Source organism: Bacillus sp. PPSBB_11, from assembly GCF_038023285.1.
GTDB classification, from domain to species: Bacteria; Bacillota; Bacilli; order Bacillales; family Bacillaceae; genus Bacillus; species Bacillus altitudinis.
This window is the reverse complement of record NZ_CP150633.1, coordinates 2,129,204-2,153,729: the sequence shown is the minus strand read 5'-3', so window position 1 is coordinate 2,153,729 and position 24,526 is coordinate 2,129,204. Positions and strand designations below refer to the sequence as shown.

The following is a 24,526-nucleotide window of genomic DNA, read 5'->3' as shown; positions in this document are numbered from 1 at the left end:
CACCTCTATTTTTGAAAGAATTCGCGATACCATTCAATTGTCTTTTCTAACCCTTCATCAATGGAGTAATCAGGCTTCCAATCAAGCAGCTTTCTCGCCTTTTCTGCTGATAAATATTGATGCTTAATCTCATGCGTTCCTTGATTCAAAATACACGGCTTTAGTTCACTGCCCATCGCCTTTAAGATTTTATCAACGAGCTCAAGCACGGTCAGCTGAATTTCATTACTAAAGTTAAATGCTTCTCCTGCAAGCCCTTTTTCCTCCATTTTTTCAGCTAGGAGTAAATAAGCCTTGACCGCATCTTCAATATAGAAATAATCACGGATAAAGGTTCCGTCACTTCTAATTTCTGGCGCCTTTCCCTCTAACACAAGCTGGATGGTTTGCGGAATGATTCGGTTAAAATTCAAATCCCCGCCTCCATATAAATTACCGCAGCGCGTAATACAAACCGGAAGACCATATGTGTTGTAGTACGTGTGAGAAATTAAATCTGCACAGCTTTTTGACACATCATATGGATGCTTGCCGTTAAGCGGCATGTCTTCATCATAAGGAAGCTGCTCTTGATCCCCGTATGCTTTATCACTCGATGCCACAATCACTCGTTTGATAAGCGGCTGCCTTCTGCATGCCTCCAGCACATTCCATGTTCCTAAAATATTGGCTTCAAATGTAGAGACCGGGTGACGATTTGCGACCCCAACAATCGCTTGGGCGGCCAAATGAAAGACCGTATCAATCTCATATTCTCCTAACGCACGTTCTATCGTTTGCATGTCCTCAAGTGCGCCTTGGACGACATTCATCTTTTCAAATTGACCGCCTTGATATAAGTTCGATCTTGGCACCTGATCACGTACAAGCCCTGTTACGTTTGCTCCTTGATCTATCAATTCCTTGACGAGGTAACTCCCTAACAATCCCGTACACCCGGTCACAAATACGTTTTTCCCATTCCAAAATCCGCTCATGCTGTCACCAAACCTTCCATGGTTGTTTTCCTTCAGTCCACATGCCGTTGATTTCTTTCAAGTTTTTATACGTATCAATTGCTGTCCAAAATCCGTGGTGCTCATAGACTGCAAGCTCGCCATCCTTCGCCAAGTTCTGAAGAGGCTCTGCTTCAAAGACGCACTGATCATCATCTGTTAAATAATCAAAAACCTTTGGAGACAACACAAAAAATCCTCCATTGATCATCCCGATACTGTCTGTCTTCTCAGAGAAGGATTGTGCCATCCCGTTATACACCTTCAGCGTGCCGTACTGTGATGTCTTTTCAATTCCTGTGACAGTGGCAGCTGCTCCAAGCTCTTGATGGCGCTTGAGCAAATGAAACATATTGATATTGGCAAGTCCGTCACCGTACGTCATCATAAATGTCTCATCACCAATATAATCCTGTACCTGCTTTAACCGCCCGCCTGTCATCGTATTCTCACCCGTATCTAAAAAGGTGATTTTCCAATTCTCCGAATTCCCTAAAAGCTTCATTTCCCCTGTCGACATATCCAGCTGCATGCTGTGATGCCGCCAGTCGTAGTTGAGAAAATACTCTTTGATTTTCTCTCCTTTATATCCAAGCAATAAGATAAACTCGTCTACACCGTAATACTGATAGATTTTCATAATATGCCATAGAATAGGCCGATCTCCGATCATAGCAAGTGGTTTAGGAAGCGCTTGTGTGACCTCACTCATTCTCGTTCCCTTTCCTCCGCAGAGAATGACTGCTTTCATCTTCTCCCCTCATCTCTCTATGAAAATTTTTGATTGAAAACCCTATCTTCATGCGGAAAATCAGTACATGTACCCTTATACTTTGTCCGACATCAGGTTTTGAATCTACTCTATTCATATGTTGGAATAAGAGAGGGTGCCACCTAGCATTTAACTATTTTTACAAACAAAAAAGAGCGAGATTTGCATTCTCGCTCTTTCAAAGTTTAAATTGTATATTTTCAGGGTAGATGGTATGATAAACATGTGCATATACAGCACAAACAGCCTCTTTCAATAAAGAGACTACTAGATTGAATGAACTCAAGTGGCAGCTTGCTTCATTCTTAATATGAATCACGGAGGTGAATTCCCATGGCACAAAATGTACTTTGTGAAGTGAACTCTTGCCGTTTTTGGGCTGACAACAGCTGTACAGCCTCTACCATTAAAATTGGTAAAAGCACAATGACTGACGTGACTCGCAATGCTGAAACAGATTGCGAAACATTTGAAACAAAATAATACATGATTTTCTGAGATGAAGGAACTGGCAGGTTCCTTCTTTTCTTTTATCATTCTATCAAGAATGATAATTATTATCAAGCGTTTTTCACGAAACATTTCTCGGGAAATAATGACACGATATTTCTCCATTCGTTGACGATTTTCACTCCTTTTTCTATACTCAACATATCCGAAGAAGAAAAAGTGGTGACCAATCAGTGGATTTTACGATACGTTTCCTATCATTCTATGTGGTTGAAGTAGAAGGCAAAGAGGAACAAGCAAATAAACGGTTTAAACATTACCAAACATTAGACCAAGAAGAATTTGAACAAAGTGAGCTGAAAGACTTTCTAGACGGTGAGCTTAAAAAAATCGTCAAACGAAAAGTGGACAGACACCCTAAGTCTGAGCAAGTACCGACTAAAATTGGCCGATTTATTGTCGAACCGGGCCATGAACTCGATTCAAATCCAAACTACAATTTATTTCATCAGACGAGATTTGCAGATACAAAAGAAGTATTTAACGAATGCAGTGAACAATTTGTTCGCACCTATTTAGATACAAGTGCTGTCAGAGGCGGCGTGTTTTTGGTTGCATCTGCGGTTCCTAAAAAGTATTTCGATGACTCTTTTGTCTTTATCATGAAATGCGATTTTGAACAGAAAGTCGCTTCTATCGCTGATACATCTACCTTGATCAAAAAAGTAGAAATGGCGATTACAACAAAAAACATGAAATCGATTCAATACCCGTTTATGCCAGAAGAGGGCATGACAGAGGAAGCCGAAGTGAAAATTCACCAATCCTCACACGCTCGTTATTTTGAAGACTTTCTAAAATTCGTCGAATACGGGGAATCGATGCCTGAAATCATGAAATCACAGGTCATGAATATGGTGCAGGAACATGTATTTGAAACATTTCAGGATGAAAGTGAAGAATTAAAACAATTTGAAGAGGACCTTGAAATATGGGAAGCAAGTGAAAAACGGGAGATTCGGGAAACACTCGATACAGAACAGGTGACGCTAGCCGCTTCACACATTGTTGAACAAACCCCTGATATCACGATGAAGATGCGTCTAGGCGAAACAGAAATTAAAGGACTTTTAGCCGACTTCGGCCACTCGATTCATATCGCAAAGGTCAACAATCGATATGTCGTGCTCGTTGAAGCAGATCAAATTGTATTTGAAAAAGGAAGCACACCTGTTGAATTCCATAAACCCAATGGCTTGAAAGAGGTCGTCAGCCAACTCACGCAAAAAGCCTATGATTCAGACTTAGAATAAGAGAATATGACTGCCTCCTGCGATTAGCTGCATGAGGCAGTTTTTTATATAACGCTTTATTTTCTACACTGCACTAGAAGAAACATGTTGCCCGCTTCTTATCCACATGCTGACGAGCATTAAGCTTATGATAAGCATCAGCCAAAAGACGCTGTTTGTTCCGAAAAACTGGATCAACGTATACCCACACAAAGGTCCTAAAGCAGCCCCCATATCTTGAACAAAAGAATAGCTGGCGAGAAAGCGGTTCTTATCTGTTTGAGCAGAAGCTTTTTGAAAGGCAAGTGTATCGGTGAACGTTGTGACAATTGTTGCCATTAGTTGAATCAAAAGCAGCATCAATAGGAACCAGCCGCTTACCTTCAGCATGATCCCAAGAAAACTGAGCCCTCCAAAAGAAAGAAACATCCAGCATAACATTCGTTCCTTCATCACAAGACGATCAAACCATTTGCCCGTTCTCGGTGCGAGAAATGGTTCCCATCCCCACCTGAGTGCTTGAATAACACCGCTTAAAGCCGAAGCTCCGATGACAAAGCCAAACAGAGTCAATTCATCTTGGTCAATCTTTGCTTCAATGACATGACTCAGCGTGGATGCGAATAAACCTTGGATGATCAGTGCGATCAGCATCCCTGTTATCAGTACTTTTACCACATCTCGTGTCAACCACTTCTGTTTGATGCCATGATACACCTGCGTGCCTTCTCTCTTTTCAATTTCATCCAACGATACATAAAAAATGCAGCCCATCAATGTGAGTAAACCAAAGACAAGCGTCATGGATTGAAAACCGATCAAGCTGGCAAGGATTCCCCCAAATAACATGCCAAATAAACTGCCAAGTCGGTAAAGCCCATTATGAAGACCCGTCAAATGTCCTTGTGAGCCTTCGTCCATTTCAGCCAAGACCCTCATCCCACTCATACGGAGTAACGTCCAAGCGAGACCCCATGCACAGCGGCAAATCAATAGCAGCCAAAATCCACTCATACCATATAATATCGTGGTCACTGACGCGATCATAATTGCGATCAGTACACCGGTCTTCATTGGGATATATCGATAAAGCCACCATACGACAGGTGCTAGCGGGATACGAATGAATCGGTTGATAGACAGCAGTAACCCCACCTCCCAAATGGATGATAAACCAATCTCTTTCCAATAGACCGGGAGAACAATATAGAGCATTGAATCCCCAATAAGAGCAAATGCTGTGATGAGCGCAATTGACACAACTTGCTTTTGACGACGATCCATTTTTTCTTCCCCCTTCGCTACCTTTACGATAAGGGATACCTTATAATAAATCTAATGAATGTTTTTGATTGAATCATCAAAATAATTGATAGGCGGTGCAAAGATGAATTTACATGCCCTCCGTATTTTTGCAAAGGTAGCCGAAACAAAAAGTGTCACACAAACGGCAGACGTGCTGTCTTTGACGCAGCCGGCTGTGACGGCACAATTACGAAGCATTGAACGAGAGATCGGTTTTCGTCTTTTCAAACGAAACGGCCGGGGAATTACCCTGACGGAGATGGGAAAAATCCTGTATCCATATGCCCGGCAAGTATTCGAGGCGGAAAAAGAAGTAGAATATCAGATCACCCTTCTGCAAAACGGAAAAAAAGGAAGACTCAGAATTGCTTCTACCTATGTACCACTTAACTTTTTGCTGCCTGATTGGCTTGCCTCTTTTAAAACATCATCGCCACAGACAGACATTGAATTAAAAAGCGGAAACTCCGCTCAAGTGATCGAAAGCCTGCTTCAATATCAATCAGATGTGGCGATCGCCGTAATAGAGGACCTGCACCACGAAGATCTTCACACCTCTCACTTAACTGATTTAAGTTATGACTTTATCGTGCCTGTGGATCACCCGTTAAATGGACAAACCGTCCCCCTAGAACGACTGAGCCATGAACCTTTTTTAATGCGAGAAGAAGGCAGTTCAACGAGAGACAAGCTTTTTTCCCTTTTTACCGCTAAAGGAATTAAAAAACCGACCGTTGATTTACAATTCAGTGGTGTCCACGAAGCCATTCAAATGATCAAAGCTGGCTATGGCATCACCCTTGTTCCTCGTGACGCTGTTCAGCGAAGCTTAGAACGCGGAGAGATTGGGCGCGTGTATATCGAAGGAATAGACATTATCAGACCTGTTGTGGTCTGCAAACGGGCGAATGACCTTGAGGAAAATAGGACGGTGAATGCTTTTCTGCAAATGAAAGACATCGGACCCTTTATAGCACCTGACTCCAATTAAAAAAGTGCCTGCTTCAGCAACAGGCACTTTTTCTACTCGGATGGCTGAACAAGATCAAATGGGACCGCTTTTGAGGCTATCACTAATTGTTCTGGTGTGATGAGGATTTCATTTCCCCATTCTCCCGCTCCAACGCCTAATATCTCTTCTTCTAATAGCGATGCTTCGATAATCGTGCGGAACCCTTCAGGCTGCCAACAAAATGGCGGAATCGAGCCAATCCGATAGCCCGTCACTTCAAGCACTGTGTCTGGTGAAGCCATTTTGATATTACGAGAGCCTGCGGCTTTCTTTAGTTTCCCTGATTTGATGTGCTGGTCAGCACCCACCATTACAAGCAGCTGCTCCCCTTCCCCTGTTTCAAAGATCAATGTCTTGATCATTTGTCTTTCTCTAAAACCAAGAGCAGCCGCTACATTCGCTGCGCCCTTCTCTGTGTCGGCAGAAAATGTTTTGATGTCATACGGGATGCCATACTTGTCCAAAAAGTCATGTGCTGGTAATTTTTTCAATGGATTGAACCCCTTTCCTTACGATGTTCTTTCATTTAGCTTATCACAATCCTCTCATCCTTAAGATGTATTTTTCAATGGAAAACCTCTGCACACTTCGCCAACATGCTATACTGAACTTGTTTTTGAAAAGGAGTCGGTTGGATATGGGAAATAAGTTTTGGTTTTATACAGGCAGTAAAAGCCTTCTCATGCTAAGTGATATTCTATTTTTGATGACAGTCACATTGGTTATTTATCAAGATACACAATCTGTCGCCTATGCGGCTGTATTTCCGCTCATAAGAACACTATGTCAGCTATTGGCTGGGCTCCTCTCTCCTGTTTTGACAGAACTCTTTCAAGCCAAGCGTCTATTGAAATGGGTCCCTCTTTTACGTATTGGAATGCTCGTCGTATTCACGACCCAATTTGATTTCTTTCAGCAGCACCTGATCTGGCTGTTTAGTGCATTCGTTTTGATTTCCATCACAGGCGGGTTCATCAGCCCTTTATTACAGGCCATCATGCCGATGCTTGTGCCAGAAAATCAGCTTGTGAAAGCGAACAGTACAGCCTCCGTTTTTTATCAATCTGTTCAAATCGCCGGCTATTCGTTTACTGGAATGCTCGTCCTGTTGATTGGTCCATCTTATTTAATGTGGGCCTCTTGTTTCATGATTGTGTTGTCCTATCTATTGATCATCCCTGTTTTTTCTCTACTCAAGCAAGAAGACACGGTTCAAAAAGAAAATAAGATGAACGGGTTCAAGGATGGCTGGAAGATCATTTGGACAAACAAAACGGTTCGCATCCTGACTTTCATGGATGTTTGTGAAAATATTGCAGGTGCTTTGTGGGTCGGACCGGTTACGCTTGCCTTTGTCACACTTGTTTTAAAGGAAGGTGCGGAATGGTGGGGATATATCAATGCCGCATATTATATAGGTGCCATTATAGGCGGACTCATGGCCGCATGGCTAAGTCAGTTTATTCAAAAACAACTTCTCCTCTTTATGGCAACGGGCTCTTTTATTTATGCAGTGCTGACGATCCTATTTTCGCTAAACAGCCTGCCATGGCTTGCATTGCTGCTTTGTATTTTAATGGGGCCTGCCTATCAAATTCGAGATGTCTCGCAGCAAACCATTCTCCAAACAGAAACCCCAGTCCATGAGTTATCAAAGGTGTATTCGGCTCAATACGTTCTCTCTTCTATGTCTGTCAGTTTATCTATTTTCTTTGTTGGATTAATTGCGGATACATTCGGAGCGAGATTTGTGTATTTGTTAGGCGGACTGTTTGTACTCATCTGCTCAAGCATTGCCATCACCGCTTTCATGATGCAGAAAAAAAGAGCAGCTGTTTGAGGCAGCGGCTCTTTTACTTTTCTTTTAACATCGCAAACATGTCACGCGCCATTGCCTCTAGGATATACACAACGGGTGTCTGTGTGGTGATGTTGGCTCTATGGACTCGTTCGTCTGTGACGTAATAAGCAATATTTAAGTCAGAAATACGAGAAATTGTACAGTGCTGATTGTTTGTAATACTAATGATCGTGCTGCCTTCTCTTTTTAGTTTGGAAATATGATCAATCGTAATGCGGTTCTCTCCTGATACCGACAGCACAATGGTGACACTATTGTCTAAATACTGCATATTCATCGGGAAAAACGGATCATTGATGTAGAATGAAAATTTCTCAAGACTTGAAAAGTACCTTGCCCCATACTGCGCCAAAATACCAGAACTGCCCGTCCCAATAAACAGCACATTCTTTGCACCCGCAATCAGCTTTGCTGCCTCTTTGATCTTCCCCTCAAAATCTCCTTTAAGTGTCCGTTCGATAAATTCATACAAGAAATGCTGCGTGCTTTTCAAAGAAGGTGTTTGTTCTGCTTCTAAATACATTTTGAGCTTCACCTTAAATTCTGAAAAGCCTTCACAATTCACTTTTCGACAAAAGCGAAGGACAGATGAGGTCGATATATGTGCGGCATCTGCCAAATCACGAATTCTCATATAGACGACTTTTTCACTGTTTTCCATAATGTATCGGTATAAAGCGCTTTCTAGTTCATTAAAGCTGGAAATGACCTCACTTGAAAACATCTGACTTCCCCTTTCTCCAACAACATGGCACAACACGTTTCTTTTATGTAACAAATCTCTAAATAGGGCACCCTTGCCTAAAGACGCTGAAATCGTTTACGCACAAGGTACTCTCACGATAAGCTATAGATGTACAAACAAATGATAAAAGATTGATTCACTCTATTATAACATTGTGCGTTACATTATTCGGAGGTGCAGAACATGGCAAAAGGATTAAAGGTTGTCACAATCGGCGGAGGATCAAGCTATACACCGGAGCTAGTCGAAGGATTCATTAAACGGTACGATGAATTTCCAATTAGCGAACTTTGGCTCGTCGATATCGAAGCAGGTAAAGAAAAGCTTGAAATCGTCGGAAATCTTGCAAAACGCATGGTGAAAAAAGCGGGACTTCCAATCGAGGTTCATTTAACTTTAGATCGCCGGAAAGCACTGGTAGACGCTGATTTCGTCACAACACAATTCCGCGTCGGATTACTGGAAGCACGTATGAAGGATGAACGCATTCCTTTAAAATATGATGTCATTGGTCAAGAAACAAACGGTCCAGGCGGTCTATTCAAAGGCCTGCGCACCATCCCTGTCATTCTTGATATTGTGAAAGATATTGAAGAATTATGCCCAGATGCTTGGCTTGTGAATTTCACCAATCCTGCTGGTATGGTCACAGAAGCCGTACTTCGCTATTCAAACCATCGCAAAGTCGTCGGCTTATGTAACGTACCAATCGGTATTCGCATGGGCATCGCCAAAGGACTTGATGTCGACGCAAGCAGAGTCGAAGTCAGCTTTGCTGGATTAAACCATATGGTCTTTGGACTGAACGTGTTCTTAGATGGCAAAAGCATCATGGATCAAGTAATCGAAGACATGGCAGATCCAAACTCCACCATGTCCATGAACAACATTCAAGCGATTCCGTGGGATGCAGATTTCTTAAAAGGGCTTGGTGTGATTCCTTGTCCGTACCACCGCTACTATTACAAAACAAGTGATATGTTGGCTGAAGAGAAAAAAGCAGCAGCGAATGAGGGAACTCGTGCAGAAGTCGTCCGTGCACTAGAAAATGACCTGTTCGAGCTTTACAAAGATCCTGATCTTGATATTAAGCCGCCACAGCTTGAAAAACGAGGCGGTGCTTACTACAGTGATGCAGCATGTAACTTGATCGCATCCATTTATAACGACAAACATGACATTCAGCCTGTAAACACGATCAACAATGGCGCCATCAGTGACATTCCAAATGATTCTGCCGTTGAACTGAACTGTGTCATCACAAAAGACGGCCCAAAACCAATTGCTGTTGGTGAAATGCCGGTAGCTGTCAAAGGACTTATTTCTCAAATTAAATCCTTTGAACGTGTAGCCGCTGAAGCAGCCGTGACAGGCGACTACAACACAGCACTTGTCGCCATGACCATCAATCCGCTCGTCCCATCAGATGCCATTGCCAAAAGCATCCTAGATGAAATGCTAGAAGCACACAAAGACTACTTACCACAGTTTTTCAATAAAGTCGAAGCATAAAAAGAAGCCGCACTTGTCAAAAGTGCGGTTTTCTTATTTCCCGGCAAACAACTGATCCATCTGAGCACGATCATAGTCTAAGAGCCAGTGCTGTAAACCTTCATAAACTGGACGCAGATGTTCTGGATCTGCCGCAATAAGATCACAGCCTCGATCATCATATAAGTGGAAAATCATCTGTTTTGAGAGATTGATGAGATAAATGTCATAACCAAGCTTTCCTTTCAAGATTTGATTCGGTTTGTAGAAATCCTCTTGGCATATGGCTTGTAATAGCGGGCGCAACCGAATATCTTGCAACTGACACTTGATTGTAAATCTCTCTATTTTCATTGTTTCTTCTTGTTTTGGTTGTATATAGGTCAAACGCTCGTGACGCAATCGGTGACGCACTTGTCGGTCGGCATATTTCTGATAAACTAGGAGCTTTTGCTTCGTTAATTCATGTTCATGCTGCGTATAGACATCCGTGACAAGTAGAATATCGTCTTCTGGATCAAAAGCATATCTGACAATTTTCAAAGCCCGATCGCCTGCTTTTTCTAATACAACCGATTCTTCTCCTAATGACCAATCTGCCACTTCAAAGCGAAGACCAAAAGGCCACCCATAAAAAAGAGGCGGCGTGAGGACAAGATCAGGAAAATGACTTTTTAAAAAACGATTGGTTTGATCGCTCATGTCATGTCCTTCCAGTGGTTTTATTTCTTATTTTACCGTTGAAACTGATGGAAATTCAATTGGAAATAAACTGTCATTTCTTATATGATAGAAAGAGATGGAGGTGTGACCAATTGAAAAAATGGTTTTTACAGGTGTTCCTCACCGCATTGATCACGATGTGGATACAGACTGGACTTGATCAGGCGAACATCATTCATATCAACAATGTATGGGTCGATGTCAGTAGCTGGATCCTAATCTTCTTTGTCATCTACGCACTTTTTGAATGGACTGCTCACGTCTTAGCAAAACGGAAAATCGTTCATCGCTGAACATCTCTTTTTACAGAGATGTTTTTTGTTGAAACTCTTCCTGCACAAGTTCATGAATCACGCCCATTCCTGCCTGACTTCCGGCTGCTGCTGCAAGAACAAGCTGAGCAGGTCCGCCTAAATTATCACCACATGCAAAAATACCGCTGACGGTTGTACGCCCAAGAATATCTGTTTCAATGCCCCCATTTTTCGTCATTTGACAGCCTAGTTTTTCAGCAAAAGGGGTTGACTGCTTGAAATCACTTGCGACAAATCCGCCTTCTCTTTTCACAGTTTCCCCATTCGCAAGGTGAAGAGAGTGAAGCTGCCCATTGTCATGATGGATCGCTACAATTGGTACATCAATGACTTGAATAGAATGCGCTGATAGCAGTGCTTTCTCCTCTTCAGCTAACACTTGCTGTCCATTTGTAAACACAATCAAATCCTTTGTCCAATTGGAAAGAAGTTTCGCCATATGCAAAGCGCGCTGGTTCTCAGCAATCAGAGCCAGCGGCTTGTCCTTTAGCTCCCAGCCATCACAGAAAGGACAGCTAAACAACGTCTTTCCATACACTTCATGAATCCCGTTGATCTTTGGTAATATGTCCTGAAGTCCTGTGGCCAAAATGATTTTTTTCGCTTCGAATCTTTCTCCCTCTTGTGTCAGTAACGCGAAGTTGTCCTCATGATTTTGTATCTCCACAATTCTGCTTCGTTTGATTTGAATATCAGGGTAGTTTTGAAGATCCGCTTCTCCTGCTTGTCTGATCTCAAACGGTGTCATTCCATCGTTTGTAATAAATCCATGTGATTCCTGAGTCACTCGATTTCTTGGCATCTCATCATCGAATACCATGACCTGTTTTCTGCCCCGCCCCACAACAAGAGCTGCATTTAATCCGGCTGGCCCGCCTCCAATAATGGCACAATCTAATAACATGTCAATCTCTCCTTTTTATCCAAGACTTTAAAGACTCTTAATATCTATAATTTACTCAAAAAAATCACATCTTGAAAAATGGATTTTTTTCTGTCTGCTCTATTTGGCTTGCAATATCAACTAACCGCTTTTGACTTAACGTCTCCTGCATTTTCATTTCAACATCCTGCATGACTTGTTCAATCAAACAGCCATCGTGAGGCATGAAAGAATCATGTTCTAAAGAACAACGAAATAAATGGGTTTGTCCTTCTACCGCCTGAATGACGTCTAAAAACGAAATGTCCTCCTTCTTTTTCAGAATGGTGTAACCACCTTTTGCGCCAGGTGTTGATTCAATCAACCCCGCCTTCACAAGCTTTGTTAAAATTTTAGATAAATAAGTAGGTGAAAGATCTTGCATCTTGGCGAGAGGCTCAACGCCTATTGCTTTCCCCTTTGGTGCAAGGGTTAAAAAAACCATCGTATGCAGGGCATAGTTGGTCGCTTTAGAATATTTCATCAAAACATTCCTTTCTATCTATTGTAGACCTTTTATATCTGTAATTGATCATAAAAGATTCAAGAAGAAAAAGCAAGTATTGTGGATCTGCTTCTTTTTTCATTCCACATTTCGCATTTCCTTCCGATAATAGAAGTAAGCACGAATAAAAGCTTGATGAAGACTAGAAGGAGTGAAAAAAATGTCAGATCAACAGCACAATGCAGCACACGAAGAAGAAGAGGAATTTAACGTATACGACATGCTTCCACCCGCAGGAACAATCATTGGCGAAGCAACAGAAGAAGAAATGGAGGCTGCGGCAGCATTAGAAGTGAGACATTACGCCTTTATGCGTCTGCAAGACTCGTACATTCAATTTGATGGATCTTCTTATAAAGAATTGCTTAAAGACTTTCAAGAACTAGAATTTGATTCTGCAAAGTTTTGGAGAGCCATCGCACGACGCCTGCAAGTCCCATACGAATGGCCAATCCGAATCGACCATGCAAACGGTCCTATTTATATTGGTGAAACAGAAGATAGCCGTGATGTTGAGGAGAGTGCAGAGTAAGGACATGGTGACCCCCTTTTGGTGAGGGGGTCTTTTTAATAATTTAAAAGATTTCTATTTCAGATATTTTTCATATGAAATAGATATTCTTATTGCTCTTCTAAATCAAATTCCAACCATAATGATATATTAAAAGCGATTTCATGCATTTCTTCTATTTTTGATTGATTCAATTGCTCCGCAAAACGACGTGCCCTTTGAAAAATATCGTCATTCTGCTTAACCACCACATCATTCAGTGTAAGGATTGTGCTGATCGCCCAGCCAGCAGTTACTAACATATTTTCGTCTTGAATGGAATTCATAAAAGTTTCTACTTCTGAAAAAAACCACTTGATATCATCAATTTGGTCTAAATGAAAAAATACAATTTTATGAAGTGCCTCAGGGTCTCGAGTCTTCAATATGTCTTTCACTTCTTCTTTTGATAATGGCGGATTCTGCTTTTCATATTCAGCCTGCCACTCTTCATCTGACATCCCATCTTCTTCGCTATCCTCTGCGGTATAATGCCCCGCAATCAATTCATCAAACGAATCCGCTAATTTAAAATCCGTCTCATATTCTAGATCAAAGTAATGAACCGGTGGATGTTCCTTTGTATCTCTATAATCCAAAGCGATCCACGTATGACCATCGCCACAAATCAGTACAAGCCCCTCAGGCAATTCCCATTCTTCTATTAAATAATCACTGTCCATGATACCTTCGCCTTTGGCAATTCCTCTTAAATGATCAAATGACACATGATCCTCTGCCCATCCATTCGGCTGGTCTGTTGGAAAAGCATTATGCAAGGTATAACCGCCATTTTGTTCAAGAATCAGTTTCTTATATGTATTAGGCAAGGTGACGCCTAGTTTCTTTTCTGCTTTTGCAATGCCTTTTTCATTGATTTTCTTAAATGTCTCTTCACTTTCTCTGTCTGTATCCCAAAATGGCTTCAAATAAAATACCTCCAATTGTTATTTCTATCTCATTTTACCATTTGAGAGAACTAGTTTAATAGTCCTGTTCATAAAAAAAGAGAAGGGTTACCCCTCCTCTTGTTGATCATGATTGTTCTTGATTTCTCGCTTCAAATTCATCTAGCATTTCACGCACTTCATCTGTTGATGATGTGTTCATTAATTGGTTTCTTAGGAAGCTCGCTCCTCTGAATCCTTTTACATAAATCTTAAAGAAACGATGCAGTGCCTTGAATGGACGCAAGCCTAATGAGGAATATTGATCATGAAGATCAAGATGCAACCTTAAAAGACCTAGCAGCTCATCACTCGTATGCTCCTTCGGCTCTTTTTCAAAAGCAAATGGGTTATGGAAAATCCCGCGTCCAATCATCACTCCGTCCACTCCATACTGTTCAGCAAGCTTTAAGCCAGTTTGACGGTCAGGAATATCACCATTGATCGTCAAAAGCGTATCAGGTGCTACTTCATCACGAAGTTTTTTAATTTCAGGAATGAGCTCCCAATGTGCATCCACCTGGCTCATTTCCTTTCTAGTACGAAGATGAATCGATAAATTCACAATGTCTTGCTCCAAAATGTGTCTGAGCCAACCACGCCATTCATCGACCTCTGTAAACCCTAGTCTTGTTTTCACACTAACAGGTAATCCCCCTGCTTTAGCCGCTTGAATCAGCTCTGCCGCAACGTCTGGGCGAAGAATCAACCCACTGCCCTTCCCGTTTTGTGTGACATTTGGGACAGGACAGCCCATATTAATATCAAGCCCCTGAAACCCTAATTTCGCCATTCCAATACTCATTTGTCTAAAGTTCTCAGGCTTGTCTCCCCAAATATGAGCAACAATCGGTTGCTCATCCTCTGTAAATGTTAAGCGGCCTTTCACACTTTGAATGCCATCAGGGTGGCAGTAGCTCTCACTGTTTGTAAACTCTGTAAAAAACACATCCGGTCTCGCAGCCTCACTCACAACATGACGAAACACAACATCTGTCACTTCTTCCATTGGTGCTAATATAAAAAATGGTCGTGGTAAATCACGCCAAAAATTTTTACTCATCTTTCATCCAATTCCTCTCATGACATAGCGCCTAAAGGGCTTGTCCTTCTGTAAATTCTTTCAGCAATTTTTATCATTATATACTTTAATATGAACTAGGCAAAATTGCAAAAAAGGACATTTCAAAACCAAATAAGGGGTAAAGATTAATTTTCGACCTATAATTACCGCTTTGTATTCAAGTGAAAGGCAGCCAAAATAAAAATATCCCGATATCGGTGTTATATCACGAAATCGGGATGCTTCAATACATTATGACTGTTGAATCACAAGACTAGCAACGCATTCAACATGACTCGTATGCGGAAACATATCCACAGGCTGCACTTCCTCCGTCACATACCCACCATCTTCAAGAATACGCAAATCACGAGCAAGCGTCCCTGGATTACAGGACACATACACAACACGGTTCGGTTTCATCTTTAAAATCGTATCAAGCAGTGCTTCGTCACAGCCTTTTCTTGGTGGATCAACGACAAGAGTGTCTGCTTTAATGCCTTCTTTGTACCAGTTTGGGATAACGGTTTCTGCTTCGCCGACTGCGAATTCAACGTTGTTGATTCCGTTTAAGGCAGCGTTGCGTTTTGCATCTTCAATCGCTTCTGGCACAATTTCCACGCCATATACTCTGCCTGCTTTTTGTGCGAGAAATAAGGAAATTGTACCGATTCCGCAATACGCATCGATCACGGTTTCTTCTCCTTGCAGCTCGGCATATTCAAGGGCTTTATCATAAAGAACCTTTGTTTGAGCTGGATTCACTTGATAAAACGAGCGGGCTGAAATGGCAAATTTGATGTCGCCAATCGTGTCATAAATGTATTCTTCTCCCCATAAAACGGTCGTTTCGTCTCCGAAAATGACATTTGTCTTCTTTGAATTCACGTTTTGCACAATTGACCGAACGTGTGGGAAGCGTGCTATAATTTGCTCAATCACCTGTTGCTTTTGTGGAAAATCAGCCGTTCTTGTGACAAACACAACCATCATTTCACCTGTTGCAATGCCGTAGCGAACCATGACATGACGCAACCAGCCTTTATGACGTTCTTCGTTATATGCTTTTATGCCAAACGCATTGCAGATGTCTTTTACTGCCTGTACCACTTCGTCATTTTCTGATTGCTGGATCAAACATTTTTCCATATCAATGATTTCATGGGTACGCTGCTGATAAAATCCTGCAACAAGTCCGCCTTCACGTTCGCCAACTGGTACTTGTGCTTTGTTTCGGTAATTCCAAGGGTCTTCCATGCCGAGTACAGGATGAACTTTTACACGGCTCATATCAAGCTTACCGATCCGCTCTAAAACGTCCTTTACTTGTTTCTGTTTAAAAAGCAGCTGACCTTCATAGCTCATGTGCTGAATTTGACAGCCTCCGCACTGCTTATAGATAGGACATGGCGCATCTTGCCTGTGCTGACTTTCCTTTGTCAGCTCCATGAGTCGTCCAAAAGCAAATCCTTTTTTGACACGTGTGACTTTGATTTTCCCTTGTTCGTCAGGAAGGGCATTCGGTACAAACACAGGGAAACCCTCAATTTTCGCTACACCTGCACCTTCGTGCGTTAAATCTTCGAAGGTTACATTGTAGTATTCATTTTTTTGAACAGGCGGTTTCATTTTCACCAATTTTATCACCTCATTTGCAAAGAAAAACTTGGTCGCCATAAGGAACCAAGTTCAGTCTTCACCCTATTTTTTCAGCTGTTGCTTTTGGCACAATAAATTCAATATGGCGATACAGGTTTTCAAATTCACCTGGCAGCATGCCGCCGTATTCACCATCTAAATTCAATTGCATTTTATCTTTTACATCTACCTTCACGCGATTCGCTTTTGCGTAGATGACATTGTTATCATGAATATGCTCGCCTCTGAGTGCAAGGCTGACCACTCGAATGGCTTCTGCTAGATTGACCTTCTTTAGAATGATCAGGTCAAACATCCCATCATCTAAAATAGAATCTGGTGCCAGCTTTTCAAAGCCGCCTACTGAGTTTGTTAGTGAAACAAGAAACAGCATGATTTCTCCATGAAACAATTTGCCGTCATATTCAATTTCGACTTCTGTCGGGCGAATGGAAGGAAGCATCTCCATACCTTTCAAATAATACGCAAGTTGTCCTAGCATGGTTTTCAGCTTACTAGGCACTTCATAGGTCAGCTCTGTTAATCGGCCGCCTCCCGCAATATTAATGAAATACTGTCCATTCACTTTACCAATATCAAGCGGCTTTGCTACACCATCAATGATGGCATCTGTCGCTTTTAAAATATCTTCTCTTGGAATGCCAAGTGCTCTTGCGAAGTCATTGGTCGTTCCAACTGGAATGATTCCTAATTTTGGTCTTTTTTCAAGCGGCGCTAATCCGTTGACGACTTCATTAATCGTGCCGTCTCCACCAGCTGCTACAATTAAATCAAAGTCTCTCTGTGCGGCTTTTTCGGCTGCTTGTGTTGCATCTCCTGCACATGTCGTCGCATGACAAGATGTTTCATAGCCAGCCTGTTCAAATTTTTGCAAAACCTGCGGTAAATTCTTCTTAAAGAGTTCACGTCCAGATGTCGGATTGTATATAATTCGAGCACGTTTCATTCATCATCATCCTATTATCATTATGCAATCTATTTTCACCACTAACAACCTTTAATTATACTATGAGATTTGAAAATGGCAACAGAACAACCCCCTAATATTTGAAATCTCACGGTACGTTTCCCTCAGCAGATCAGCATTCTGATAAGATAAAAGAAAACGATGAAAAGGATGGTATGCCATGAAAAAGCCTGTCTATTTCAACCATGACGGCGGTGTTGATGATCTCGTGTCCTTATTTCTACTTCTTCAAATGGAACACCTGAAAGTGATCGGGATGTCTGTGATTCCTGCTGATTGTTATTTAGAGCCTGCGCTGAGCGCCTCTCAGAAAATTATTGATCGATTTAGCCCATATGAGATTGAAGTAGCCGCTTCCAATTCTAGAGGTGTGAATCCATTTCCAAAGGAATGGCGTATGCATGCCTTTTATGTAGATGCCCTGCCGATTTTAAACGAAAAAGGTGCTGTTGATACAAAAGTATCTAAGCTTCCTGCACATCTTCACCTGATTGAAACGGTGAAAAAGTCAACAGAACCTGTTACGCTGCTCTTTACAGGACCGCTCACAGACCTTGCACGCGCCTTAGAAGAAGATCCTTCCATCTCAAATAAAATTGAGAAACTGGTGTGGATGGGCGGCACATTCCTTGAAAAAGGCAATGTCGAAGAACCCGAGCATGATGGAACAGCAGAATGGAATGCTTTTTGGGACCCTTATGCTGTGAGCACCGTATTTCAAGAGCGTTTTCCAATTGAAATGGTCGCACTTGAAAGTACAAATCAGGTTCCGCTCACACTCGATGTTCGTCAACGATGGGCTTCCCTTCGCTCTCACATCGGGATTGACTTTATCGGACAATGTTATGCCTTTTGTCCGCCTCTCATTCATCACGAAACGAACTCGACTTACTACTTATGGGATGTGCTGACAACGATCACTCTTGCATCCACCTCATTTACCCGTTCAAAAGAAATGAATGCAATTGTTTATACCGAAACACCAAGACAAGGACGTACCGAAGAACATCCAGATGGAAAATCGATTCAAGTCATTGACCACGTTGATCGGGATGCCTTTTTCGAGGCCTTTGAAGAGCTTATGAGAAAAGCGGTTTGTCAGATTTCATCATAAAAAAGCCCCGCTCATTAGCGGGGCTTCCTCTTACTCTTCTTCAGCGTACTTTTTCTTACGTCTAAACTTGCTTAAGATTTCATACACGATTGGCACGATGACCAATGTGAGAAGTGTAGAACTTGTTAAACCGCCAATAACGGTGACGCCAAGTCCTTTTGATACGATCTGACTTCCGCCTTCAAAACCTAATGCGAGTGGCAGCAATGCACCAATTGTCGCAAGTGCCGTCATTAAGATTGGGCGTAATCTTGTTGTACCTGCTTCAAGTAAGGCTTCTCTTGTTGAAAGACCTTCTTTTTCTTTATGAATCACTCGGTCAATCAAGACAATGGCATTTGTTACAACGATTCCGATTAGCATCAGCAATCCAATCATGGCATTTAAGCTGATGGTTTCTTTCGCTACAAACAATCCAACGAGTGCCCCAATAACCGTAAATGGAAGTGAGAACAGAATCGCAAATGGTGCAAGACCTCCGCCAAATGTAATGACGAGAACGAGGTATACAATCGCAATCGCTGCAAGCATTGCGAGTCCTAGCTGTGTAAAGGATTCCTCAATATCCGCACTTACACCGCCTGTATCAATCGTAACGCCAGATTTTAAATCAAGCTTGTCAACTTTCTTCTGGACATCTTGTGTCACACTTGATACGTCGTCTGTTGTCATGTCACCAGATACTTCAGCGTAAATCTTCCCATCACGCTTTGTCACAGTGTTTGCTGTTGTGCCATCTTTCACTTTCACCACATCGCCAATTCGGACTTGTTGTCCTGTTGGTGTTGTGATCTTTTTATTCTCTAGATCTTTTTTACTCTTGTATTCATCTTTTTCCGTTTGAAGCTTCACATCTAGTTCTTTGCCGTCCTCTGTTACTTTCGTCAACGTTGTTTCATTACTTTGAGGAGCGATCGCCTGTGCGATTTGTGAAGCGGTTAAGCCTAGTTTCGCCAGTTTTTCTTGATCTGCATTAAACGTATATTCGTCATATTTCTCAGATAAGCTTGTGCTGACGTTTTTCAAGTTCTTTTCATCTTTTAAAATGTTCTCGACATCTTTGACTGTGCCTTCAATATCACTTGCTTTGTCACCGTACACATAGTACGTCACTGTATTGCTTGCGCCAGCAGATGAGAAGTCTTGTGATTTCCATTCCCCTTTAGACGTTTTGTCTTGAAGGGCTTTAACCATACGATCTTTTTCTTTATCAAAGTTCGGTGTGTCCTCGTCGTATTGTACGAAGAATAATGCACCGTTAGAGTTTCCGCCAACACTTGCTGTCATTGCATTTGAAGAGCCTAATGAATATTGAACCGTATTGACATGATCACGTTTCATTAAGTAATCTTCTGCCTTTTTCGTTTCAGCAATGGCTTGTTCTCTTGTTTGTCCAGGCTCTGGCGTGTATGTCACCATTGCCGTTTTTTCTGCTTCCTGTGGTAAGAAGCTGACACCGACAAGTGGTGCGAGGAATAAGCTTCCGACCAGCATCAGAATCGCAATTCCTGACGTGATCCATTTATGGTTCAATGTCCAATTGAGTACACGTCTATAACCACCAGCAAGTTTGCTTGGTTTGTGTTCTTTTACCTTTTTCGCTTTGCCGTACAGGTTCTTTTTAAATAGGCTGTGAGCCATCATTGGAACGATTGTAATGGCGACAAGTAGTGAAGCCATTAGAGCAAACACAATGGTTAATGCAAATGGGATGAATAGTTCACCAATCATTCCACCCACTAGCGCTAATGGCAAGAATACCGCAATTGTGACAATCGTCGAAGACATAATCGGAATAAACATTTCTTTTGTGGCTTCTCTAACGAGTGCTTTGCCTTTTAACGGTTCATCTTTTAACGCCATTCGTCGATAGATGTTTTCTATGACAACAATCGAGTCATCGACAACACGCCCAATGGCGACTGTCATGGCACCAAGTGTCATGATATTTAATGTGATATCTAGCTGATTTAATAATAAAACAGCAATCAACAGGGATAACGGAATGGAGATGACCGAAATTAATGTTGATTTGATATCTCGAAGGAACAACATGATGATAATGATCGCAAAGATTGCTCCGATGATCGCCTTGTTCAGCATTGTGCTGACAGATTCTTTAATCGGCTCTGCTTGATCATATGTCGTGCTGACTTTGATTCCTTTATTGTCTTTTTTGAATGTATTAAGTTCTTTTGTGACTGCTTCTGCTACACTCACTGTGTTGGCATCAGAGCCTTTGACAATTTGCAAACCGATACTGTCTTTTCCGTTCGTTCTAGAAATTGATTCTGCATCTTTCACGACTTTAATATCTGCTATCTCAGAAAGTTTGATCGTCGGCAGTTCTACAGATTGACCGCTTGCTGCACCAGTTTGTTGCTGAGCTGCTGCTGCTTGCTGCTGACTTGCATTTCCAGCCTGTTGATCAGCACCTTGAGCTCCTGCATTTCCTGAGCCGCTAGCAGATGCACCAGCTCCTGCGCTTGCACTTGGTGTGACAGGAATTCGCATGTTTTTCAAATCTTTAACACTGAAAATATTGCCATCCACTACGACTGATTTTTGCTTGTTGCCAAATGTGTATAACCCTAAAGGTACATTGACATCAGAGCCTTTGATCATGTTTTGGACAGTTTCTTCATCTAAACCATATTCCTTCAATTTCTTTTGTTTAAAAGAAAATTCTACTTCTTTGATTTGTTGTCCAGAAGCTTCGACAGACGAGACACCCTCTAAGCTTTGAAGAGAAGGAATAAGATCATTTTCCACTTTTTGTGTCAGGTCTTGTAATGATTCTTTATCACCGGAGACACTTAGAGCTAAGATTGGAATCGCATTGATGCTAAAACGTGTGATTTTTGGTTTTTCTGCATTTTCTGGAAAATTGATATTGCTAATGGCATCTTCAATTTCCTTCTTTGCTTCATCCATATCTTTATTGTAATCGTACTCGATTTGAATCGATGAGGCATTTTCAAAAGAATTAGAAGTGACCACATTCACCCCATTGAGATTTTGTATCGACTTCTCAATTGGGTCTGTCACCTTATCTGATACTTCGTCCGGCGTTGCGCCAGGATACGTTGTAGAAACCGTAATGACTGGAGTGTTGATATTCGGGATTGATTCTTGTTTCATATTCAATCCGGCATATAGACCAGCAACTGTTACGATAATCGTCATGAGCCATACAGCGAACTTGTTCTTTAATACAAAATTGATGATCGAATTCATTATGTCCTCCATTTTCCTTTATGTATTGACTGACTGGTCATTCTATATCATAATAAACGGTGATATACAATGCCGTCAACCATTTCACTTGCGTTTGACGTAACATTCTAAAGCTGAAGGGGCCTTATTTCATGAACGAAAAAAAAGAAAAAATCATTAAAGCAAGCATTCAGTTGTTTGCGAAAAAAGGTTTTTCTTCTACGACCATTCAGGAAATTGCAGATGAATGCGGAATTTCTAAAGGTGCATTTTATTTGCATTTCAAATCAAAAGAACAGCTTTTCAACAGAGCGTTTGAATATTATATCGACACGTCTATGCAAAGTATTGAAAAGATTCGAAAAGAAAATCAACATCTTGCGCCTAGAGATATCTTTCAGAAACAAATCGCTGAACAGTTCCAGCACTTTGCTGAGAACAAGGATTTTATCATTTTGATCCTCAGCGAGAACATTATTCCGGAAAATCAGCAAATTAAAAAGTATTCCAAAACGGTTAAAAAGCAGATGAATGATGAAATCCAAATTTCTATTTTGACCACGTATGGACAGGAGATCGAACCATATATAACTGACCTGTCAGTCATGATTCAAGGAATCATCCAATCTTATGTGCAAGTACTGCTTTTGCAAGATCAGATGCAATTATCATGTGATGAGCTCTCATCCTTTATTCTCGACCGATTTGATGATTTGGTGCATGGGCTTCTCCGTTCTCATGCGAAGCCGATTCTAAAGCAAAACATTTGGGATGATGAAGCGCCAAATGCCGCTACTCTTCAAGAAGAGCTTCGATTGTTAAAATCTGAGCATCTGCTTTCGGATGATACCCTTGTATCCATTGAAGTTATTGAAGAAGAATTGGCCAAAGATGAGCCGCGCAAGCCGGTCATTCAAGGGATGCTGACAAATTTAGAAACGTGTGAGGACTCCGCTGTCCAAAGAGCTGTGGAACAATTGAAGCTATTCCTCCAATGACAATACGTGGCGATGTTCACTTTAGTTCACCTTTATCCCCTTCGAATATGTGCTAAAGCTTATGCTTCATTATAAAAAAAGAACCAATGAATTGATATACGGCGGTGGTCTGAATCTGTGATAAGACCCTGTCATTATCCATCAACAAAAAAACCGCCTCTTCCATGAGGCGGTTTTTGCGATTTATCGTTTTTTGATTTCTTCGAGAAGAATCTTGTTGACCATCGGTGGGTTTGCTTGTCCCTTCGATGCTTTCATGATTTGTCCGACTAAGAAACCAATTGCGCGGTCTTTTCCATTTTTGAAGTCTTCAATGGATTGCGGATTGTTATCAAGAGCTTCTGTGACAAGTTTGAGCAGTGCACCTTCGTCAGAAATTTGGACAAGTCCTTTTTCTTTGACGATTGTTTCTGCGTCGCCCCCATTTTCGATAAGTTCTTTGAATACCTTTTTGGCAATCTTAGAAGAAATCGTTCCTTTTTCGATAAGCTTGATCATGCCAGCCAGTCCTTGAGGCGTTAGCTTCGTATCTTCCAGCTCTTTTTGAGCCGAGTTCAAGTAGGCAGATACTTCACCCATGAGCCAGTTTGATGCTTGCTTCGCTTCAGCACCTTCTGAAATGGTCGCTTCAAAGAAATCAGACATTTCTTTTGTCAGCGTCAGTACCATTGCGTCATATGCAGGAAGTCCTAGTTCATCAATGTAGCGTTTGCGGCGCTCGTCTGGAAGCTCTGGAATGGATGCTCTTACACGTTCTTTCCACTCGTCATCAATATACAGCTCCACCAAATCTGGTTCTGGGAAGTAACGGTAATCATCAGAACCTTCTTTGACACGCATGAGGATCGTCTTTTTAGACGCCTCGTCATAGCGGCGAGTTTCTTGTTCGATCAAGCCGCCAGAAAGCAATACTTGCTCTTGACGTTTTTCTTCAAACTCAAGACCTTTTTGGACGAAAGCAAATGAGTTTAAGTTCTTCAGCTCTGTTTTTGTTCCAAACTCTTCACGACCGATTGGACGAAGAGAAATGTTGGCATCACAACGTAGTGAGCCTTCTTCCATCTTACAGTCAGAAACGCCTGTATATTGAATAATGGATTTTAATTTTTCTAAGTAAGCATACGCTTCTTCTGGCGTACGAATGTCAGGCTCAGATACGATTTCAACAAGTGGTGTACCTTGACGGTTGAAATCGACGAGTGAATAACCGTCGCCTGTGTGCGTCAGTTTTCCTGCATCCTCTTCCAAATGAAGACGTGTAATACCAATTCGTTTTGTCTTGCCGTCTACTTCAATTTCAATCCAGCCGTTTTCACCGATCGGTTTATCAAATTGAGAAATTTGATACGCCTTTGGGTTATCAGGATAGAAATAGTTTTTACGGTCAAATTTTGTATCAGTTGCAATCTCACAGTTCAGTGCCATTGCTGCTTTCATCGCAAAGTTCACCGCTTCTTTGTTCAGCACAGGCAGTACGCCAGGATAACCAAGATCGATGACACTTGTTTGCGTATTGGCAGCCGCACCAAAAGGCGTCGGTGAGCTTGAGAAAATTTTTGATTGTGTTTTGAGCTCTACGTGGACTTCAAGTCCAATTACCGTTTCAAAGTTCATTCTGATTCACC

The 24,526-nt window shown here is 41.6% G+C and carries 23 protein-coding genes; 9 read left to right on the top strand and 14 right to left on the bottom strand.

What is annotated here, in order from left to right; translation table 11 throughout:
* Window positions 1-5: 5 nt before the first annotated feature.
* Together V7L95_RS10510 and rfbF are read right to left on the bottom strand one after the other, a co-directional pair.
* Complete coding sequence (locus tag V7L95_RS10510) at window positions 6-977, bottom strand: GDP-mannose 4,6-dehydratase (protein ID WP_057078351.1); 972 nt, start codon at window positions 975-977, stop codon at window positions 6-8.
* Between the two features lie 4 nt (window positions 978-981).
* On the bottom strand, window positions 982-1,746 hold the full coding sequence (gene rfbF / locus V7L95_RS10505) for a glucose-1-phosphate cytidylyltransferase (RefSeq protein WP_251186111.1): 765 nt from the start codon (window positions 1,744-1,746) through the stop codon (window positions 982-984).
* Between the two features lie 354 nt (window positions 1,747-2,100).
* On the opposite strand from rfbF, the gene V7L95_RS10500 reads away from it, so the two are divergent.
* Together V7L95_RS10500 and V7L95_RS10495 are read left to right on the top strand one after the other, a co-directional pair.
* Window positions 2,101-2,250: a DUF1540 domain-containing protein gene (locus tag V7L95_RS10500; protein WP_008344201.1), complete on the top strand. Its 150-nt coding sequence runs from the start codon at window positions 2,101-2,103 to the stop codon at window positions 2,248-2,250.
* Between the two features lie 200 nt (window positions 2,251-2,450).
* Window positions 2,451-3,530 (top strand): DUF3900 domain-containing protein, encoded by a 1,080-nt coding sequence (locus V7L95_RS10495; protein ID WP_048002036.1) that lies wholly within the window; start codon window positions 2,451-2,453, stop codon window positions 3,528-3,530.
* Window positions 3,531-3,593: 63 nt separating this feature from the next.
* On the opposite strand, the gene V7L95_RS10490 is transcribed toward V7L95_RS10495, so the two are convergent.
* Window positions 3,594-4,793: an MFS transporter gene (locus V7L95_RS10490; RefSeq protein WP_251186112.1), complete on the bottom strand. Its 1,200-nt coding sequence runs from the start codon at window positions 4,791-4,793 to the stop codon at window positions 3,594-3,596.
* 103 nt (window positions 4,794-4,896) lie between these two features.
* Here V7L95_RS10490 and V7L95_RS10485 point away from each other — a divergent pair, with 103 nt between their 5' ends.
* Window positions 4,897-5,805 (top strand): LysR family transcriptional regulator, encoded by a 909-nt coding sequence (locus tag V7L95_RS10485; RefSeq protein WP_019743938.1) that lies wholly within the window; start codon window positions 4,897-4,899, stop codon window positions 5,803-5,805.
* Window positions 5,806-5,837: 32 nt separating this feature from the next.
* Here the strand turns inward: V7L95_RS10485 and V7L95_RS10480 are convergent, their stop codons facing one another.
* The gene (locus V7L95_RS10480) at window positions 5,838-6,317 is read right to left on the bottom strand and encodes a YbaK/EbsC family protein (protein WP_025206890.1); all 480 of its coding nucleotides are present in this window, start codon (window positions 6,315-6,317) and stop codon (window positions 5,838-5,840) included.
* Between the two features lie 146 nt (window positions 6,318-6,463).
* Between V7L95_RS10480 and V7L95_RS10475 the strand changes: the two genes are divergently transcribed.
* Window positions 6,464-7,666 (top strand): MFS transporter, encoded by a 1,203-nt coding sequence (locus tag V7L95_RS10475; protein ID WP_046527047.1) that lies wholly within the window; start codon window positions 6,464-6,466, stop codon window positions 7,664-7,666.
* Window positions 7,667-7,679: 13 nt separating this feature from the next.
* Here V7L95_RS10475 and V7L95_RS10470 read toward each other — a convergent pair whose 3' ends face one another.
* A complete protein-coding gene (locus V7L95_RS10470) occupies window positions 7,680-8,411 on the bottom strand; it encodes a MurR/RpiR family transcriptional regulator (protein WP_019743940.1) in 732 nt (243 codons plus the stop codon).
* Between the two features lie 204 nt (window positions 8,412-8,615).
* On the opposite strand from V7L95_RS10470, the gene V7L95_RS10465 reads away from it, so the two are divergent.
* Complete coding sequence (locus V7L95_RS10465) at window positions 8,616-9,944, top strand: 6-phospho-beta-glucosidase (RefSeq protein WP_046527048.1); 1,329 nt, start codon at window positions 8,616-8,618, stop codon at window positions 9,942-9,944.
* A gap of 33 nt (window positions 9,945-9,977) precedes the next feature.
* On the opposite strand, the gene V7L95_RS10460 is transcribed toward V7L95_RS10465, so the two are convergent.
* Window positions 9,978-10,625, bottom strand: a complete 648-nt coding sequence (locus V7L95_RS10460; protein WP_057078355.1) for a DUF3885 domain-containing protein — start codon at window positions 10,623-10,625, stop codon at window positions 9,978-9,980.
* A 113-nt stretch (window positions 10,626-10,738) separates the two neighbouring features.
* On the opposite strand from V7L95_RS10460, the gene V7L95_RS10455 reads away from it, so the two are divergent.
* Window positions 10,739-10,939, top strand: coding sequence for a hypothetical protein (locus V7L95_RS10455; protein WP_052320985.1), 201 nt, complete (start codon window positions 10,739-10,741; stop codon window positions 10,937-10,939).
* A gap of 10 nt (window positions 10,940-10,949) precedes the next feature.
* On the opposite strand, the gene V7L95_RS10450 is transcribed toward V7L95_RS10455, so the two are convergent.
* Together V7L95_RS10450 and V7L95_RS10445 are read right to left on the bottom strand one after the other, a co-directional pair.
* A complete protein-coding gene (locus tag V7L95_RS10450) occupies window positions 10,950-11,864 on the bottom strand; it encodes an NAD(P)/FAD-dependent oxidoreductase (RefSeq protein WP_340966201.1) in 915 nt (304 codons plus the stop codon).
* A 64-nt stretch (window positions 11,865-11,928) separates the two neighbouring features.
* The gene (locus tag V7L95_RS10445; RefSeq protein WP_017366776.1) at window positions 11,929-12,366 is read right to left on the bottom strand and encodes an Rrf2 family transcriptional regulator; all 438 of its coding nucleotides are present in this window, start codon (window positions 12,364-12,366) and stop codon (window positions 11,929-11,931) included.
* Window positions 12,367-12,547: 181 nt separating this feature from the next.
* Between V7L95_RS10445 and V7L95_RS10440 the strand changes: the two genes are divergently transcribed.
* A complete protein-coding gene (locus V7L95_RS10440; RefSeq protein WP_007496834.1) occupies window positions 12,548-12,919 on the top strand; it encodes a hypothetical protein in 372 nt (123 codons plus the stop codon).
* Between the two features lie 89 nt (window positions 12,920-13,008).
* Here the strand turns inward: V7L95_RS10440 and V7L95_RS10435 are convergent, their stop codons facing one another.
* The 4 genes from V7L95_RS10435 to V7L95_RS10420 form a co-directional block, all read right to left on the bottom strand.
* Window positions 13,009-13,866: an SMI1/KNR4 family protein gene (locus V7L95_RS10435; RefSeq protein WP_099496371.1), complete on the bottom strand. Its 858-nt coding sequence runs from the start codon at window positions 13,864-13,866 to the stop codon at window positions 13,009-13,011.
* A gap of 106 nt (window positions 13,867-13,972) precedes the next feature.
* Window positions 13,973-14,947 carry a tRNA-dihydrouridine synthase gene (locus tag V7L95_RS10430; protein WP_008344225.1) on the bottom strand — a complete coding sequence of 325 codons (975 nt, stop codon included), beginning with the start codon at window positions 14,945-14,947 and terminating at the stop codon, window positions 13,973-13,975.
* Between the two features lie 252 nt (window positions 14,948-15,199).
* Window positions 15,200-16,582: a 23S rRNA (uracil(1939)-C(5))-methyltransferase RlmD gene (rlmD, locus tag V7L95_RS10425; RefSeq protein ID WP_099497006.1), complete on the bottom strand. Its 1,383-nt coding sequence runs from the start codon at window positions 16,580-16,582 to the stop codon at window positions 15,200-15,202.
* A gap of 61 nt (window positions 16,583-16,643) precedes the next feature.
* Entirely contained in the window at window positions 16,644-17,552 is a 909-nt protein-coding gene (locus V7L95_RS10420; protein WP_007496845.1) for a diacylglycerol kinase, read from the bottom strand.
* Between the two features lie 181 nt (window positions 17,553-17,733).
* Here V7L95_RS10420 and V7L95_RS10415 point away from each other — a divergent pair, with 181 nt between their 5' ends.
* Window positions 17,734-18,687, top strand: coding sequence for a nucleoside hydrolase (locus tag V7L95_RS10415; protein ID WP_046342880.1), 954 nt, complete (start codon window positions 17,734-17,736; stop codon window positions 18,685-18,687).
* Window positions 18,688-18,717: 30 nt separating this feature from the next.
* Here the strand turns inward: V7L95_RS10415 and V7L95_RS10410 are convergent, their stop codons facing one another.
* The gene (locus V7L95_RS10410) at window positions 18,718-21,924 is read right to left on the bottom strand and encodes an efflux RND transporter permease subunit (protein WP_017359797.1); all 3,207 of its coding nucleotides are present in this window, start codon (window positions 21,922-21,924) and stop codon (window positions 18,718-18,720) included.
* Window positions 21,925-22,055: 131 nt separating this feature from the next.
* Between V7L95_RS10410 and V7L95_RS10405 the strand changes: the two genes are divergently transcribed.
* A complete protein-coding gene (locus tag V7L95_RS10405; protein WP_017359798.1) occupies window positions 22,056-22,901 on the top strand; it encodes a TetR/AcrR family transcriptional regulator in 846 nt (281 codons plus the stop codon).
* A gap of 183 nt (window positions 22,902-23,084) precedes the next feature.
* Here V7L95_RS10405 and gatB read toward each other — a convergent pair whose 3' ends face one another.
* Complete coding sequence (gatB, locus tag V7L95_RS10400; RefSeq protein WP_007496855.1) at window positions 23,085-24,515, bottom strand: Asp-tRNA(Asn)/Glu-tRNA(Gln) amidotransferase subunit GatB; 1,431 nt, start codon at window positions 24,513-24,515, stop codon at window positions 23,085-23,087.
* Window positions 24,516-24,526 lie beyond the last annotated feature (11 nt).

Excerpts from the sequence above, each read along its gene's own strand:
- V7L95_RS10510 (WP_057078351.1), bottom strand. The coding sequence starts at position 977 with ATGAGCGGATTTTGGAATGGGAAAAACGTATTTGTGACCGGGTGTACG.
- rfbF (WP_251186111.1), bottom strand. The coding sequence starts at position 1,746 with ATGAAAGCAGTCATTCTCTGCGGAGGAAAGGGAACGAGAATGAGTGAG.
- V7L95_RS10500 (WP_008344201.1), top strand. The coding sequence starts at position 2,101 with ATGGCACAAAATGTACTTTGTGAAGTGAACTCTTGCCGTTTTTGGGCT.
- V7L95_RS10490 (WP_251186112.1), bottom strand. The coding sequence starts at position 4,793 with ATGGATCGTCGTCAAAAGCAAGTTGTGTCAATTGCGCTCATCACAGCA.
- V7L95_RS10485 (WP_019743938.1), top strand. The coding sequence starts at position 4,897 with ATGAATTTACATGCCCTCCGTATTTTTGCAAAGGTAGCCGAAACAAAA.
- V7L95_RS10475 (WP_046527047.1), top strand. The coding sequence starts at position 6,464 with ATGGGAAATAAGTTTTGGTTTTATACAGGCAGTAAAAGCCTTCTCATG.
- V7L95_RS10470 (WP_019743940.1), bottom strand. The coding sequence starts at position 8,411 with ATGTTTTCAAGTGAGGTCATTTCCAGCTTTAATGAACTAGAAAGCGCT.
- V7L95_RS10465 (WP_046527048.1), top strand. The coding sequence starts at position 8,616 with ATGGCAAAAGGATTAAAGGTTGTCACAATCGGCGGAGGATCAAGCTAT.
- V7L95_RS10460 (WP_057078355.1), bottom strand. The coding sequence starts at position 10,625 with ATGAGCGATCAAACCAATCGTTTTTTAAAAAGTCATTTTCCTGATCTT.
- V7L95_RS10450 (WP_340966201.1), bottom strand. The coding sequence starts at position 11,864 with ATGTTATTAGATTGTGCCATTATTGGAGGCGGGCCAGCCGGATTAAAT.
- V7L95_RS10445 (WP_017366776.1), bottom strand. The coding sequence starts at position 12,366 with ATGAAATATTCTAAAGCGACCAACTATGCCCTGCATACGATGGTTTTT.
- V7L95_RS10440 (WP_007496834.1), top strand. The coding sequence starts at position 12,548 with ATGTCAGATCAACAGCACAATGCAGCACACGAAGAAGAAGAGGAATTT.
- V7L95_RS10430 (WP_008344225.1), bottom strand. The coding sequence starts at position 14,947 with ATGAGTAAAAATTTTTGGCGTGATTTACCACGACCATTTTTTATATTA.
- V7L95_RS10420 (WP_007496845.1), bottom strand. The coding sequence starts at position 17,552 with ATGAAACGTGCTCGAATTATATACAATCCGACATCTGGACGTGAACTC.
- V7L95_RS10415 (WP_046342880.1), top strand. The coding sequence starts at position 17,734 with ATGAAAAAGCCTGTCTATTTCAACCATGACGGCGGTGTTGATGATCTC.
- V7L95_RS10410 (WP_017359797.1), bottom strand. The coding sequence starts at position 21,924 with ATGAATTCGATCATCAATTTTGTATTAAAGAACAAGTTCGCTGTATGG.
- V7L95_RS10405 (WP_017359798.1), top strand. The coding sequence starts at position 22,056 with ATGAACGAAAAAAAAGAAAAAATCATTAAAGCAAGCATTCAGTTGTTT.
- gatB (WP_007496855.1), bottom strand. The coding sequence starts at position 24,515 with ATGAACTTTGAAACGGTAATTGGACTTGAAGTCCACGTAGAGCTCAAA.